The following is a 14,615-nucleotide window of genomic DNA, read 5'->3' on the forward strand; positions in this document are numbered from 1 at the left end:
AGTAGCAGTCTTTTTTGTTTTCGATTTTGCATCAACAGGCTTAACAATCGCTTCCACTACAACTTCCGGCGCTTTTGCTTCAATCGGTGAGGCTGTCGGTGCAAGGGAAACAGCCGCAGCAGGCTTAACAACCTCGATACTTGGGTGCAGCATGTGATAGAAATCCAAGAGCGTTGATTTTAAATTTTCAATGCTTTCAGGCGTAGATAGAGGCTTTGCAGTGCCATTTTTGATTAGGTACTGGTTCCCTTGTGTCTTTGGATGTGACAGATATTTAGGATCATGGTTATAAGTAGCGACGATCCGTTTATTGTTACCAGCAAATTTAACCGTGTGCATTGTACCACCTTTGATATCAGTTTCAACGACAATAACAGCTTGAGACAAACCGGCCTGTATCCTATCGCGCTCAACAAAGAAGTTCGATTGTGCCTTCATGCCAATTGTATACTCTGAGATCAACAAACCATCCTGATCTAATATCTTCTCCGCTAAATATTTGTTTTTTGCTGGATAAAGGCTATCCAAACCATGAGCCAAAACAGCAGTTGTATAACCAAATTTGTTTAAGCATCCGGTGTGGCCAGCTGTGTCACATCCAATAGCTAGGCCGCTCACAACATTAAACCCAGCTCCTCCAAACACTTCACCAAGGCGAACTCCAACCTTCATACCGTGATCAGATGGATCTCTCGTTCCAATGATAGCAACGGAGGGCTTCAAATTAAGGTCCGTATAATTGCCCTTTGCATTAACAAGCAATGGAGCATCGTCCAGATTTTTTAACAATATTGGAAAATTTGGATCATAATAATTTATAATTCGGATACCCGAATTCAGTGATTTGTTTATGGTGTCATCAGCTCTATCAAATGCTTTGGTAAAATCAGCTTGTACTAATGGGTTTCTGAGAAAATTCGCATTTTCCCTAATAAAATCGATCAGGTCATTGTCAGAGCTAATATTATAAGTTAAAGCGTTCAGCAGCTTGAACGCTGTTTTACGGCCTACATTCGGTAGACTCATAATTTTTAATACGGTGTCACTATTTATCTGCATAACTATTGATTTGAAGCTGTTTGAGCAAGTGCAAAGGGGAATACACCTTTCGCACCGTTTTTCATTAAAATGTCTCTACAAGCGAATAACGAATTATTTGTTGTTGTAACATCATCTAACAAGATAATAAATTTGTCTTTAATAAGCTCCGGATTTTCAACTTTTATAGAGTTTGTGTGAACTTGCGCCTGCCTGTTCCCGCCAGAAGCCATTTTAGCAACTTTTGTATGTCTAACCAAGCATTTTGTGGCATTTCCACGTTTTCCATCTTTGCACAAAAATTCGGCGATCTTTCTTATCCCAGATATGTGCTTTTCTGGATCATGCGAAGGTACAACAGCGATCATAAAGCCCGAGTTGAAGCGAGCATCTAATGCTAGAGATACCTCTTTGATAATCCAATCCTCCATATTCTTGACCTTAAGAATTTCTTTACTAAAATCATCAAATTTGGGGTTTTGACCTTGGTGATAGGGCTGATAAACACCAAATGCATTAACTGGCTTTTTATCATCAATTTCGCAAGCTGCGATTGCCTCTTTAAGTTTCATATTTTTTAGAAGGGGGATTTTGTACTATGCAAAGTAATTTTTGAACAAATGTAACCGAAATATATTAATTCATTTAGTTATCAGCACATTAATAATTTGCGTGTAATCCCGGTTTCCATCTTAAATTTGTTGTTCTGAGCAAATACCAGTACCCAGCAGCTTAGCAATCTGCCGTTTGACTAGCCAGTTTTTGACTTATTCGATAAGTCATCTAAAATGCTATATAATAGGTTTTAGATATGAATGATACGGTCATCCTACCTGGTAAATACCTAGGCAAAGCTTTCAAATATCCTTTAACCCTCGTTACTAAGCCACACTTAGCTAATAAATGAGACTATCAAACAAAACCTTAAGCTCCATAGAAATCGCTTTAAAGCGTTGCTTATCGAGCAAAAGCTGTTTTTTACTTTCATTTACACTGTGAAAGTTTGTATCATACAACTCCTTAAAGAATTGATAATTGTCGCCTAAAAATTCAAGCTCCTTTGTCTCTTTAATAAGTAAAGTTTGATCGCTTGATATGCTTCTTTCAAGCGATAGGTATTCACTTTTAAGCGGGATGATTTTTCGAAGAGTGGTTATGTTGTTAGCACAGTTACCAATAGTTTCAGTAATAGCAGCTATGCACTCAAGGTCTGCAAAGATTCTGCGTTCTCTGTTTTCTCCTTTCTTTCTCAGGTAGTGCTTTGACTTAGTTCTAAGTCTTTCAACCTCGGCCTCTATTTCAGCTTTCTTAGCCTTCTCCTGTTTTAACAAGGGTGTAATTTTAAATATTTGGTATTCATCACCACCACGATTAGCAACCGTTTCCTCATCTACTGAGAACTCGGTTTCGGCAAGACTTAGCTTACTAGACAAGATCTCTTGCGTATAGTACTGGATGTTGCTCTCTATTATGTCTACATATTTTTCGGCTTCCTGAATAAGGGTCAGATTGCTTATATTTTTTATACAGGCGTGTATGTCTGCAATCTGCTGTTCAATTTGAGCTTCCAGCTCCGAAAAGGTCATATCAGTTGGTTTGTCCATGCTTTCAAAGTAGATTATTGCTGTAATTTAATAACACGATCATTTTTCAAATAAGTATTTTAGTTTTTTCTGAATAAGTTGTGTACACCCTATCCTATACAGGGTTATCATAAGGTGAGAACAAATGCAATTATTGGAAATCGACCACGACGGCCACACAGTAGAAGTCTTTTATTATTGTTGTTGCAGAGCGTGATTGAGGCATTTACGACAGCGCAGGATTGAAGAAGCTGTGAAGATGCATAAGGCGGGCTATAAGGAGCCTTACAGCTTTCATAGCTTTTAATGATCGGATATACTTTACACTTCAGTGTGTAGTTATACATTTAATTTGTTCACATGCATACGCCGTCTACATGTGAACATCACATGGATATGTGGCGAAGCCCTACCCTACTTAGCATATGCAGTAGTTATACGACATGGTAAAATAGGTTTGGTTCCGAGTGACATCGGCGCACCTGGTGGCAAAAGAGACTGGACAAAAGATGTCGCACTACATCGGACCTAACAGTGCTCTTTGAGCTGGGTTGCGTGGAATGCCGGCGACGATGAAGCCACGGCCAAGCTGCACAAAAAGAAGGTGGGCGCAAGATAAAATATGTCTGTCCGGACTGTGCGTGACCGCTTGGGGAAAGCCTGGGTTAAATTTAATTTTGGGGGGACTGGACTGTCGGATAAAGGATGATCAAGAAATGGATGATAAAAAAGCATGTTAGCGATTCGAATGCTAACATGCTTTATATCAAATTAATAGTATTTTATTAGTTCGTTTTTGTATTCTTATTAGGCACATTTACCCGTTCCTTTTCTGTGGTCTTAGGGTGACTTTCTGCGTATTCTTTTGTCGTCAACTGCCCGTTGTCTGATCTCCGATATATTGTTTTCTTAGGCATGATTGTGAATTTTTTAAAAAATGGATGAAAAGCAGTTACGGAATAGCCCGTAACTGCTAAATATTATGCTGCTTTTTGCCGAAGATTCAGCAATCCAGCTATTTTTTGTGGCCAACCGCCTCTGTGTACAAGTCGGTATTTTTGAAGATGTTCGTCTAAGATCTCAGCCTTTGTTAGCTGACACAAGGATTCCCAATCTTCGCCAAATATGTATGTCGCATTGTCTGTGAACCTACTTTCGAGGAGATAGAGGTTGAGATTTTCGAAACAGAATATAACGTACCCGTCAAAGCCAGCTTCACCAATAATAAGTTTACTCGGGTTGAATCCCGAAATATGCTTAAAGCGATAATCAACTAGCCTACGTTGTGCATTTGAAAGGGATTTGGTGATATCTTTAAGAATATCTTTCGCTCTCTCCCAAGGGTACTCACCGGTTGGCAATACACGCCAGTTCCTACGCTCGATCTTAAACTTGTGAATTTGTAGTAACTTGTCTGAAAGAATATCGCATTCCCCAAACAGTTCTAGAAATAAGTTGATCGTATGCTTGATGGCTTCATTTTGCCTGGCATCATTCGGACGATATTCCAGTGTTCGCGATACGACAACTGTTTTTCCATCCTTAACATCTACCGTCAATTCTTCACCAGGAGCAGGAACTGTAATACGCGGATAGCGTTTATACGGAATTTCAACATGGTGCCATCGCCCATGCCAATCCTTGATCATGCCATCTCTGTAGCATCGTATCATTTTTTGATCCTTTTGAGGATCCTGTCGGCCCTCAGAGTTAAAAAGCGATACGGGGCCCCTTGGCCTGGGTAATAATCTTTCGCCCGGATTTAACTGTGAACTGAACCCAATAGCTGAAAGTACCTTGTGATGGAGTTCTACGTCTGTCAGAGAAATCTGGAATTTACTTCCATCTGGAAGTGCGTGAAGAAAGATGTTCACATCATGGATACGCGTTTGTTTGAGGCGCATGACACAAGTTGTTTACTGTAAAACAAAATTAATTCATAGTCAGGATCCTCAATCGTGAGGATCAGACTGGTGGATCAGTGCGTAACTGATAGTTTATCAATGAATTAAATTAGCGTCAAAATGCGTTTTTGTTATATAGTAAAACCTGTGCTCTGCTCAGCGTAAAATTGATAGAGGCAGTGACGAAGTTGAAAAACAAGGGTTTAAATTTGCAGTAGAAAATCCTGTTCTTACCTTTGTTTATAAGCAATCGCATTCATCAGAGTACCAGTTGGAGGTCCAAGTCCAATCTGATACCAACCATTTTTAAGACGTAAAGGCTTCGTAGGGTGCTAACCTATGGAGCTTTTTGCGCTTTAAGCATGGATCAATTTTTATATCTTCGTAATCTTCATTCTTACTTACTTCGCTCCATCACGGAGCTTGCTATACATTCGATTAGAGGTCATGTCATTTTATCTTTCATAGACCGGACACCAGCTAGTACTCATCTGATGCATTCGCTAGTGTTTCAAAGATAGTGAAAAAACCTAATTCTTCCTGCTAAATTTCAGATCTGAGAGGACTTCTCCTGGTTTGGCATGTCCACCATTATAATTTTACCAGGACGCGCCACAGAGCAAAAAAAGCGGTGTTTTTTGTGTGCAATTATTTTAAAAATATCGAAAAAATATCACTCAAATATTTGTTTTTGTCGAGAAAAACACTTTTTTGTCAAATTACAACAACGTAGTTGGTGATAACTTATGACAATTAGTTTTTGCAAAAAAGTTAATTTGTTTGACATGATAAATTGGATTTTTCCAATGTAACTTTTTTTCAGAAATTTTAAGATTTTTATCAAAAACCTTAAAATATAATTCATAACTATTTCTGAAATTCTATGTTTAAATCGATTAAAGGCAATTTTTAACATGATTTCGTACTATTTGTAGCAAACCTTCGATATTCTGAGTATCTAAGGCGGCTACCTCTTAAAACTGTAAAATGCGAGGATTATGCCTCAAATGTATATTATAATTAAAAGGCTTGATTATCAGTTAGTTCATTGACGCTACTATAAATAAGTTGATCATTCATTATGCTGATAAACCTATATCCCATACGGGAATTAAATAGCCGCCAAAAGAAAATAATCGTTTTGGCGAGATTCCTTCATGAACGGCACTTTATGTCGCTAACAAAAGCGGAATGGAGATTGCTATTAGGGCAATTTGTCAAAGAGAACGATACCTTCCCCCTTCAATTTAATAAAGATGGGTTGGCTACAACCGAAAGTCTGGTTGCATTTGCGAAGGTAATGGATCGGTTTTCAGAACGAATGATAGATACGGCCGATCCTGCGTTTTACTTAGATGCCCCAAATATTTTGACACTAAGCGGAAGTGCTGGATTCGGTCAAACGGTGATTATTAAACTGACGGCAAAGAAGTAACCGGTTATTGATAACACTTTGCCTTTCATGACCTAACATTGATGACACGAGAACTAAGACCTGAAAGCCATTTTTTTAGAAAAGCAGGCACATCTTTGACACTGTTTAATATCAAAGGTAATAGCCCTACTTTTGACAGAATGAGTATCAGAAACAATATTATTATAAAAGCCAGGATACCTCATAGTCCCCTTTCAGATATACGATCCGCCTGGATGAAATACCTCAAATATTGATTTTGACATTTTCAATATCCTTTGATTTTAATGTCCGCATGGCCATAGTTGTCAGTGATTAATGTGTGTTAAAGTTAAAGTCCACTTGCCCAAGTCGATGGGACAACGTGAGCGCATCCTTATCTATATTGGCAAGCGAAATAGCCACAGATACAGAGAAATATATTCGACAGCGCCAGCAGCCATGCATCAAAGGTTATTTATCATACGTAACAAGTGCTTTGAAACTAGCAAAATCCAATGTCTCCATGGTGTAAGTGCTTCGTTTTTCAGACAGTAACTTGTTGTCTTTATTAATATCAAGCGGCCTGCAACTCCGTAATCACCAAAACTCAAAACAGGTAATTCCTAATTCTGGCTACGGCGCATTACTTCATCGTTGCGCCTGAGGTAAACTTATATTTCTGTTAGGCTCTTCTGGCCTTAAACGCCCATTAGTAATTCCTCAGTGACTAGGCCGCTCAATGTTTAAGTATGTGGATGGTTTCGCCCAGAGACCTTAAATTAAACGGCCCGCAACCTGCAACTATTACTTGTGGGAGAAACATTCTGTTGCTCTTAGGATAATTATATCATTTCGACTAAGGGTAAGCTATGCGCCATTAATTTTTGGCAATAAATCTTTGCTCGAGAATATCTGTTAACTCACGCGCTCCTCATATCTTCTATTGTTCATAACACAGGAAAAGATACGATGGATTAATTTATTTCGAAGTGCGTTAAGGGTACTCATCTTGTTCTTGCCTTCCATTACTTTCCTTTGATAATACTTTGCTAGCGAACTATCTGTTTTTTTGACGTTTTGCATTGCAGCCATATGTAATAGTGATTTTAGCTCTTTGTTGGCATAGAATGATACTTTTGTTTTTCCTAAAACACTAATACCAGATGACCATGGAAATGGAGCTACACCGCAAAAGCTTGCAAATTTTTTTGGATTTGCAAAATCTTTAAATTCATTGGTGTAAATAAGTAGATGAATCCCAATGACATTACCAATACCTGGTACAGAAGTCACCAGGTCATACAAGTGAGATAGTGTTTCATCAGATTGAACTATAGTAGTTAACTGACTTTCGATCGCAGAAATGTCTTTAGTGACGGCATCCAGACTTCGAAAGCTATGCGCTGCAAGATTTTCTGCAGAAACTGAATCCAGATAGTGACGCTCAATCTTGGAGTTTCCTTTTAAAATTACCTTCACTTTTAAAAGACGTTTTCTTATTGTAAGAAGCTCCTGCATTTTATTAATACAGGGCCGGGGTGGTGTCCACTCACGAAGTGAAGTGAAATTTTTTCTGGCATATTCCGCAATCCGAATAGCATCTGCCTTATCAGTTTTCCCCCTGTGAAGCCCTAACGATCGTTTGATTTGTAGCGGTGATTCTAGGAAGAGCTGAATGTGCATTTTAATTAGTACATCCGTAAGAAAAATACCATAAAGTCCCATATTCTCCGCGCAAAACGCCAGATCAGCATTTCTTAGTTTAAACTGTTCCTTTATACCTCTTACGAAGTTACGAAGGTCTGCCGCGCAGTTGTTTATCTTGAAGGATGCAGTTTCATTTTTATCTGAAATAAGTGCTATATCAAGAGTGTACTTCGAGATGTCAACACCGGCTATCAGTTTTGGCTGTCGTCTCATATTTAGTATTCTACTGACCTATACCTAAGATACATATTTTTTCACTGATTTTAGTTTGTCCGGTGCATTAGTTAATTTGTCCACATACATACGACCTATTACATGTGGACGATATGAGAAATATTAAGTGGAAATATCTGGGACACGTTATCAGAACGATGGCGGATTTTCTTGGTTTGCTTGTCAAGGACGGCCGACAGTTAGACCCAATAATTCGACGGATTGCGGCCTAGACAACTGCTCATAGACCTATAAGTTTATTTAAGCCTGCCATTAAAGATAAGAATCGGCAAGTATACTTATCTCCCAAAAGTCTTTAAATACCTAATAATCAACCCTTGTAGCTAAAATTAGATGGAAAATCAATACATAATAAAATTTGAAGATGTGGTTGCAAAAGACGCGAACCAATATGCATCAGAACTGACCACTCTCATCCGGAGTCTCGGCGAAGATATACAGGTAGAACAAACAAGAGACAATGCTAGAACTCAGGATGCAGGCGCAACGGTCCTATTAATTTTGGGCACACCCGCTGCACTAGCACTTGCACGCGGTATTGCGAAAGGGATACAGGCTATTCTCACTAAGTATAGAGACACAAGAATTGTCATTGAAGGCCCAAACGGAATGAAACTAGACGTAAAAGGTTTTACGGGACTCCAAGCAATAGACATAACCGAAAAATTCCTACGAAATGGCCATACAGAGGTTTGACCAGGAAGGATATTCTACTCCTCGATCGGATGTTCTAGTGATAATCCTAGGCGCTAGCGAATTTCCAAAATCGTCATTTGAGAGTAATATTGCATTCGCGAATGCTGCGGATGAAATAAGTAGGTATTTTTTGAGAAAATCAAGCTTTAATATAAATCCTGATAATCTGCTGAATCGTTTTAACGACCCCCGCAGTAGTAGTAGTATCCTAAAGGATATAGGAAACTTTATTCGAACAAGAGTTGATGAGTTGCGCGAAGAAGGTACCAGCGTAACTGATTTAATAATGTACTATGTAGGGCATGGAGCATTCGAAAAAAATGAATACTATTTGGCCATTCAAGACACTACTAATTCACACAAAGCATGGTCAAGCATACAAGCCGGCGCGCTGAATTCCGTTTTTGGCGAATACGCAGCATGGTTAAGAATCGTCATTATATTAGATGCTTGCTTCTCTGCCGGACTAGCTTCACAAATGCAAGGGTCTTATTTCGAATTAGTAAAAGTTAACCTTGCGAAAAAACGAATAGCGACAAAGGGAATCTCGATCTTAGCGTCTTCATCAAAGGATGAAGTATCAATGGTAACTCGGGAAGGCAACCTTACGATGTTTACAAAAGCGCTGTTATTAGTACTTAAAAATGGTAGCCCTGATGTAAATAGCTCCAGATTAACCTTAGAAACTATTCATTTTTTATTACAACTTAAATGTGAGGAACTTTACGAATCCGACGCAATACAACCACAAATTCACTCCCCTAAACAGCCAGAAGGAGTCGTGGCCCAAGTGGAATTATTCCCAAACGCATACTATGAAAAAGAAAAGGAATTTGAAAAGTTAAAGAAAGATATAATAATTAGACAAGACATTGAACTAGCCACTACAACGCGTAAGGAAGAAATTCGAAAACAGCAACTACTCGAAGCAACAGAGGAAGAACTTCGTTTAAAAAAAATGTTTGAGCATCAAGATGCCATCAAGCAAAAAATTATTAACGAAGAAATTAAGTTACACAACGAAATTAATGAGCACGAAGATGCATATCGGATTGAAGCTGAACAGGTCACTGGACGTCAGTTGAACTGGAAACTGTTAGACATGTGGTTACAGAATAAACAGTTGGAAAAGAACGGGGCAATATTGAGAAAAGAGAAAGAACAGGCTGGTATTGAATCGTACATACAAGTTATAAATAGGAATATAGAAATCTACGATAGAAAGAGAAGCAACAACGAGGGCAATTACCAGGAGCTTTCTGAAACACTATTCGAATTTTATGAAAAAAGAAAACAAAATGAGGTTCAGCTTAAAGAAGTGATCTATGAAATCGCCAAATATAAATCAGAATATAACGTTTATACGAGCATCTTTTCAGGGAAATTAAGAGCTGAATTTGAACAACATATATCAAAAAATTTACCTACTGACATAACTTTTCAGTCGATTGTCGACAACTATTCACAAAGGGATTATAAGAAATTGAAAAGAGGCCTTGACAGACAATATTTCGTAGAAAAGACTAAATCCAATTTAATCTTTGCGTTATATATATTGTTTTTGATTCTAGTTGTATATTCATGTTTCTCCGTGGAAGTAAATAGCTAATCTACACCTATGCTGACGCCAACCACTTTCGATATTCCTCTACATTGTACCTAGCTTTTGTCAACAGGCTTGATGTGTTATTAATCATTTGTTCGCGAAGTTCGACATCGTCAGTTAAAATTCAGTCAACGTCTTTCTGCTTAGAAATCCGAACGGCAATTTTCTTCGCTAGCGAGCATCGTGGGTAAGCAGTTAGCCCAGAGAAAGGTCTTGGCCCCGGACCGGCAGGAATCTAGCCGGATCCTGCAAGATTTAATTATTTGCGGTGCACAAGGTATCATTTTGGGTTGTACCGAAATTTCATTTTTGGTGTCTCAGACAGATAGTGGCATTCCTCTGTTTCTTATGATGGAGCTCCATGCCCTGGCTTCGGCAGAACAGTTCGTCTGTTAATCTAGCAGGTCTGTTTGAAAATAACCCAGCTCAGAGTCTTCCACAAAGCCAAACTCAGTAGGTCCGGCCCCCGCTGTCATAAGCTCGAAAATGACTTTACAAGCACTTTCATCATTTCTGAGCTCCGTCAAATGGTTTGTATTGCATGGTCCTGGGAAGGTTAGCTTTGATCACTTCATACTACCCGACTTTTTATAGAGCTGTAAATTCCGCCGGTCAAATTAACCATATTATTGAGGCAGGCCTACATTGCTTCGAAACATTAAATTTCTCTGTCAGGCAAGGCCAGGTAAGCTTTAACGAGGCAGTTATAAATGGTGGCTTTATTTAAACTGCCCGAGTCCCTTAGTTTGAATTCGAAGAGCCTGTCAGTGTATTCATCATAGACAAAGAATAGCAACGGGTCTTCGCGCGTGTAAATCTTATGGGGCTTGTTTCCAATCCATCCCATATAAGCCATAAAGTGGTCGAGCTTGAATTCTTTGATCTCCCGGATAAATTGATAATCAGTCATGCCAGTCAATTTCCGGCTATTTACCTTATACCAAAGCCAATGCACGAATGCAGTTAGCCGCCGGTGCGATTGATTTAACTAACGGCAGTTCCTGAATGATCTCTGGACTTGAATGTCTAGTTGTAAGCTTGTAATTGTTCCACTTGCAGTAACAGAATTATACTGAAGTGAGCGCTAGTGTATTTCCATGCTTCGAGTAAGCAAAAGCTTTGTTGACTTGGTAAGATGTGTCATTAAGTACAAACTGCGCCCTTCTAACCTGTTTACAACCGACCTTCAAAAATGCTCAATAACGACTTTTATCAATCAATTACTTTACGGATCACTTTATACTCATCGGCAGCGAGCACATCGATCTTGCCATCGGTCGCCATATAGATCTGGTCACGGAACCGTTTTACGCGTGAAAGCATGGGCTCGATGATCGTGTTACTATGGCCTATAAAATCATATAAGTCTTGCTGGCTTGCAGGCAGCTTATATCCACGCGAGCTACTGGCAATCAGCACACCGGCGTCCCGGAGTGGAGCAATCACTTTCGTTTGAAAATAATGAAGCGAAACATTCTTTCCCCTTCTGGCCCTGATATGCTCTATGAGCTCAAAGCTGGTGATGTAACGCGTTGGGCTAATATGCCGGAAATGAAAAAGCAGGTAGCTCAGGCTGCTTACCTGGTCGATGGCCTGGGGGGCCTTGTCGACGGATTTGCGATGCAGAAAATCATTGGCCAGGTTGACGCTGAGCTCCGATAAAAGCGGATCGAAACTGGGGCCCGGCTGTGGCTGATTGATCAAGTTATGGGCAAAGGCATCCGGCCAAAACCTGATGGTTAAAACCTTGCGTTTGAGAATTTGGATAAACTCCCCTCTTTGATCAGTGATTTCTGTTTCATCGTAGCAGCGCGCGAGCGTCCCTGCAATAAAATGGGCGAGCTGGACAATTGGGCTATCGTTAGCGGCCACAAAGCCAAAGGAGGATTCGTTGAAAAGGTTGGCGATATGGTTCTGCTGCACATAACTAATAAAGCCTTTCATAAAGGTTTCATCCCCGGTTCGGTCGGCAACCATTTCCAAATCCGGAAAGATCCTAAACAACTCCCGGTCGGCCAGGCCATGCAGGAACTTGAAAAAGGAGCCTTTGTAGCGGAGCCCCTCCCCTATCAACTGGCGCTTATCGATGATAACTGAGAAAACCTGGAATGGCAACTCTTCCAGGTCTTCCAGCACTTCTTTCCTTTTAATATGGTTATTACCGGTCTTTTCTGAGTCAATTTGTCCACCATCGAAGTGACGTTTACTAACCGCCTTAAGCACTGCTAGGACATTTTCAACATCTGCCCTGCCGATGATAAGGGCAGTAACAATGAAATGGGTTGTTGGCAAGATCCCGGACGGGCCCTTTTTGGAAAAGTCAAGTGCGTTGTTGCCCCACTCACTTAAAAATGCTGTATGATGCATAATGGCTTAGGCCGGAGACCGGCAAAGTGATTAACGTTTAGTGGATACCGGCAAGGGTACCTGATTATTCTACGGGCTGATCATCTGTTTGCTGGCTATCCTTTGGCCTGCGTCCCCGTGGTTTGCCGGTATAGGGTACTTTTTCAGATGCCTGCTCAGGTGAGATTTCCAGTGCGTAGCCAACTGAACCCTCATGCTGAAAGATTGAAGCGGTGAACACATATTTCTGACTACCATAATCGATACCTCCTTTACTAAGGATTAAATCAAGGGGCAAGGAATAGCCGCGACCGGAGCGTGTGATAGAAAAAGCGCCATCCTGATTTGTGGGAACCAGGTAAAGGTTTTTGATCTTACGTTTGCCGTCATCAGTGCCTACCAGGAACCTGGTTGTATCGGGTTCAATCCCCAGCTCTTCAATGGTCAATGACGGGAACACGATCTTGCCAGCAGCGGAAATATAGCCTTTGGGAAGTGATTTTGCCTTTGCTTTCTTGTCTACTTTTTGCTCATTTTCCTGTGGTGAAAAGAAGCGGATACTTTTAGCTTTCATTAATGGGTTTGGATTGGTGAATAACGCAGTGTGCAATATATAAATCAGATGCCAAACAAAAAGGGCCAGCAAAGCAAATACACATGCATGGAAAGTGGATACCACTTGCTGTTGTGGTTATTTTGTGTTTGCTGTCGCGAGCCCATGTTCCACCTCCTTAACATAACGATATACTGTTGCCCGGCTAATCCCAAGGACTTTGCCAATCTCGGCCACAGTTTTATCCTGCTTGTCATAAAGCGCTTTGGCAGCATGTGCCTTGGACTGGGCCTCCTTGTTTAATCCCTTAGGCTTCCCTCCCATTCTACCACGTGCCCTGGCAGCTGACAAGCCGGCCTTTGTTCTATCCCGTATCAAGTCACGTTCGAACTCGGCCAGTGAAGCAAAGATGTTAAAGATCAACCGGCCTTGTGCTGTGGTTGTATCAATAGCATCGTTCAGGCTCCGGAAGCCAATCTGGTTTTGTTGGAATTCATTAACTAAATGGATTAGGTCTTTTAAGGAACGGCCGAGCCGGTCGAGCTTCCAGACGACAATGGTGTCCCCTGCCCTAGCTGTATCTAAAAGCTTGTTAAGTTCCGGCCGCTCTTTGACGGATGACACTTTCTCGCGAAAGATGCGTTCGCACCCTAACTTTTTTAGGTCGTCAATTTGAAGGTCTAGGTTCTGGTCCTGAGTGGAAACCCTTGCATATCCAAAAATCATATTGTTTGTCTCACTAATTCAATCAAAGGTACGAAAAAGCGACAAAGAAATATGAGACAACAATTTAAGACACTTTTGTATAACTAAACATATAGTAAGTTGATATATCAACCAGTCTCTCAAAACGGAGGTTTCCTGAGACTACGCTTTATTGTGAATTCCAACCTTCTCTTACTTGAAAAGTGTAGAATAATGTGGAGTTAATTAATACCATCTGCGTCTTTTAGCTTATTCAGAATCTTGGAAAGGTCTAAACCTGCCGATTCAACAAGTATTTCGCTGAAATCAACGCAGTCAATGATGCCAATACCTCCTGATGGTTTCAATTCAGTATTGTCTTCCAGAACAATTCTGTAATTAAGGTCTTCGATATTAGAAATGCCCTTCTTGTCAAAGTGTCTTTGAATTTGGTGTTTGTACTTTTCGTAATTTTCATTTGGAAACAAATTGCCCCCAATGGCACCCATGCTTTCGTCTGTGACTGAAAAGTTAGTCTTTCCGATTTCCTCGTACCCTACGTATATTGACGCTTTCATACAGCTACACCGCTCTTTAATATTTCTTAATACCATTCTTCTTATCCAGATGTACTGAGACAGGAAGATACTGCTTTAACTGTTGAACAGAAAGCCTATTTATAGGAAAGTAATGATGATCTTGATAACCAGTCGTTGATACTGTGTCTCAGAAAACCCTCGGACGTGAGACACTCATCCCTGCTGATCATGATTTAAAACAGTCGCACGGATCGGACGTTATTTGCGACTATCAATTTATTTGATTAACCCTGTAAAACATTTGATGTTCAACAGGTCATTCGACCAAT

Annotated in this window: 14 protein-coding genes; 3 read left to right on the forward strand and 11 right to left on the reverse strand. The window is 40.2% G+C overall.

Annotated elements, in window-relative coordinates:
- From B5X68_RS27070 to B5X68_RS27090, 5 genes are all read right to left on the reverse strand, one after another.
- The coding region (locus B5X68_RS27070; RefSeq protein ID WP_082217903.1) for a DNA-processing protein DprA at positions 1–1,059 on the reverse strand (1,059 nt) is incomplete at its 3' end.
- Positions 1,060–1,061: 2 nt separating this feature from the next.
- The gene (locus tag B5X68_RS27075; RefSeq protein WP_082217904.1) at positions 1,062–1,610 is read right to left on the reverse strand and encodes a phosphoribosyltransferase; all 549 of its coding nucleotides are present in this window, start codon (positions 1,608–1,610) and stop codon (positions 1,062–1,064) included.
- A 324-nt stretch (positions 1,611–1,934) separates the two neighbouring features.
- Positions 1,935–2,642: a hypothetical protein gene (locus B5X68_RS27080; RefSeq protein WP_082217905.1), complete on the reverse strand. Its 708-nt coding sequence runs from the start codon at positions 2,640–2,642 to the stop codon at positions 1,935–1,937.
- Between the two features lie 764 nt (positions 2,643–3,406).
- The gene (locus B5X68_RS29380) at positions 3,407–3,538 is read right to left on the reverse strand and encodes a hypothetical protein (RefSeq protein ID WP_262485887.1); all 132 of its coding nucleotides are present in this window, start codon (positions 3,536–3,538) and stop codon (positions 3,407–3,409) included.
- Between the two features lie 63 nt (positions 3,539–3,601).
- Positions 3,602–4,525: a hypothetical protein gene (locus B5X68_RS27090; protein ID WP_082217907.1), complete on the reverse strand. Its 924-nt coding sequence runs from the start codon at positions 4,523–4,525 to the stop codon at positions 3,602–3,604.
- Positions 4,526–5,696: 1,171 nt separating this feature from the next.
- Here B5X68_RS27090 and B5X68_RS27100 point away from each other — a divergent pair.
- Positions 5,697–5,960 (forward strand): hypothetical protein, encoded by a 264-nt coding sequence (locus tag B5X68_RS27100; RefSeq protein ID WP_141110441.1) that lies wholly within the window; start codon positions 5,697–5,699, stop codon positions 5,958–5,960.
- Between the two features lie 876 nt (positions 5,961–6,836).
- On the opposite strand, the gene B5X68_RS27105 is transcribed toward B5X68_RS27100, so the two are convergent.
- The gene (locus B5X68_RS27105; protein WP_082217910.1) at positions 6,837–7,841 is read right to left on the reverse strand and encodes an IS110 family RNA-guided transposase; all 1,005 of its coding nucleotides are present in this window, start codon (positions 7,839–7,841) and stop codon (positions 6,837–6,839) included.
- 354 nt (positions 7,842–8,195) lie between these two features.
- Between B5X68_RS27105 and B5X68_RS27110 the strand changes: the two genes are divergently transcribed.
- The gene (locus B5X68_RS27110; RefSeq protein WP_082217911.1) at positions 8,196–8,558 is read left to right on the forward strand and encodes a hypothetical protein; all 363 of its coding nucleotides are present in this window, start codon (positions 8,196–8,198) and stop codon (positions 8,556–8,558) included.
- Positions 8,539–10,167, forward strand: coding sequence for a caspase family protein (locus B5X68_RS27115; RefSeq protein ID WP_082217912.1), 1,629 nt, complete (start codon positions 8,539–8,541; stop codon positions 10,165–10,167). The genes B5X68_RS27110 and B5X68_RS27115 overlap by 20 nt, the downstream gene beginning before the upstream one ends.
- 655 nt (positions 10,168–10,822) lie before the next feature.
- Here B5X68_RS27115 and B5X68_RS27125 read toward each other — a convergent pair.
- The 5 genes from B5X68_RS27125 to B5X68_RS27145 form a co-directional block, all read right to left on the reverse strand.
- Positions 10,823–11,074, reverse strand: a complete 252-nt coding sequence (locus B5X68_RS27125; protein ID WP_082217914.1) for a hypothetical protein — start codon at positions 11,072–11,074, stop codon at positions 10,823–10,825.
- Positions 11,075–11,376: 302 nt separating this feature from the next.
- A complete protein-coding gene (locus B5X68_RS27130; RefSeq protein ID WP_082217915.1) occupies positions 11,377–12,531 on the reverse strand; it encodes a DUF3800 domain-containing protein in 1,155 nt (384 codons plus the stop codon).
- 64 nt (positions 12,532–12,595) lie between these two features.
- Positions 12,596–13,084 carry a hypothetical protein gene (locus tag B5X68_RS27135; protein ID WP_082217958.1) on the reverse strand — a complete coding sequence of 163 codons (489 nt, stop codon included), beginning with the start codon at positions 13,082–13,084 and terminating at the stop codon, positions 12,596–12,598.
- A 117-nt stretch (positions 13,085–13,201) separates the two neighbouring features.
- Positions 13,202–13,789 (reverse strand): recombinase family protein, encoded by a 588-nt coding sequence (locus B5X68_RS27140; RefSeq protein ID WP_082217916.1) that lies wholly within the window; start codon positions 13,787–13,789, stop codon positions 13,202–13,204.
- Between the two features lie 200 nt (positions 13,790–13,989).
- Positions 13,990–14,325 carry a hypothetical protein gene (locus tag B5X68_RS27145; protein WP_141110442.1) on the reverse strand — a complete coding sequence of 112 codons (336 nt, stop codon included), beginning with the start codon at positions 14,323–14,325 and terminating at the stop codon, positions 13,990–13,992.
- Between the last annotated feature and the right edge of the window lie 290 nt (positions 14,326–14,615).

It is taken from the genome of Dyadobacter psychrophilus, from assembly GCF_900167945.1.
Taxonomy (GTDB): domain Bacteria; phylum Bacteroidota; class Bacteroidia; order Cytophagales; family Spirosomataceae; genus Dyadobacter; species Dyadobacter psychrophilus.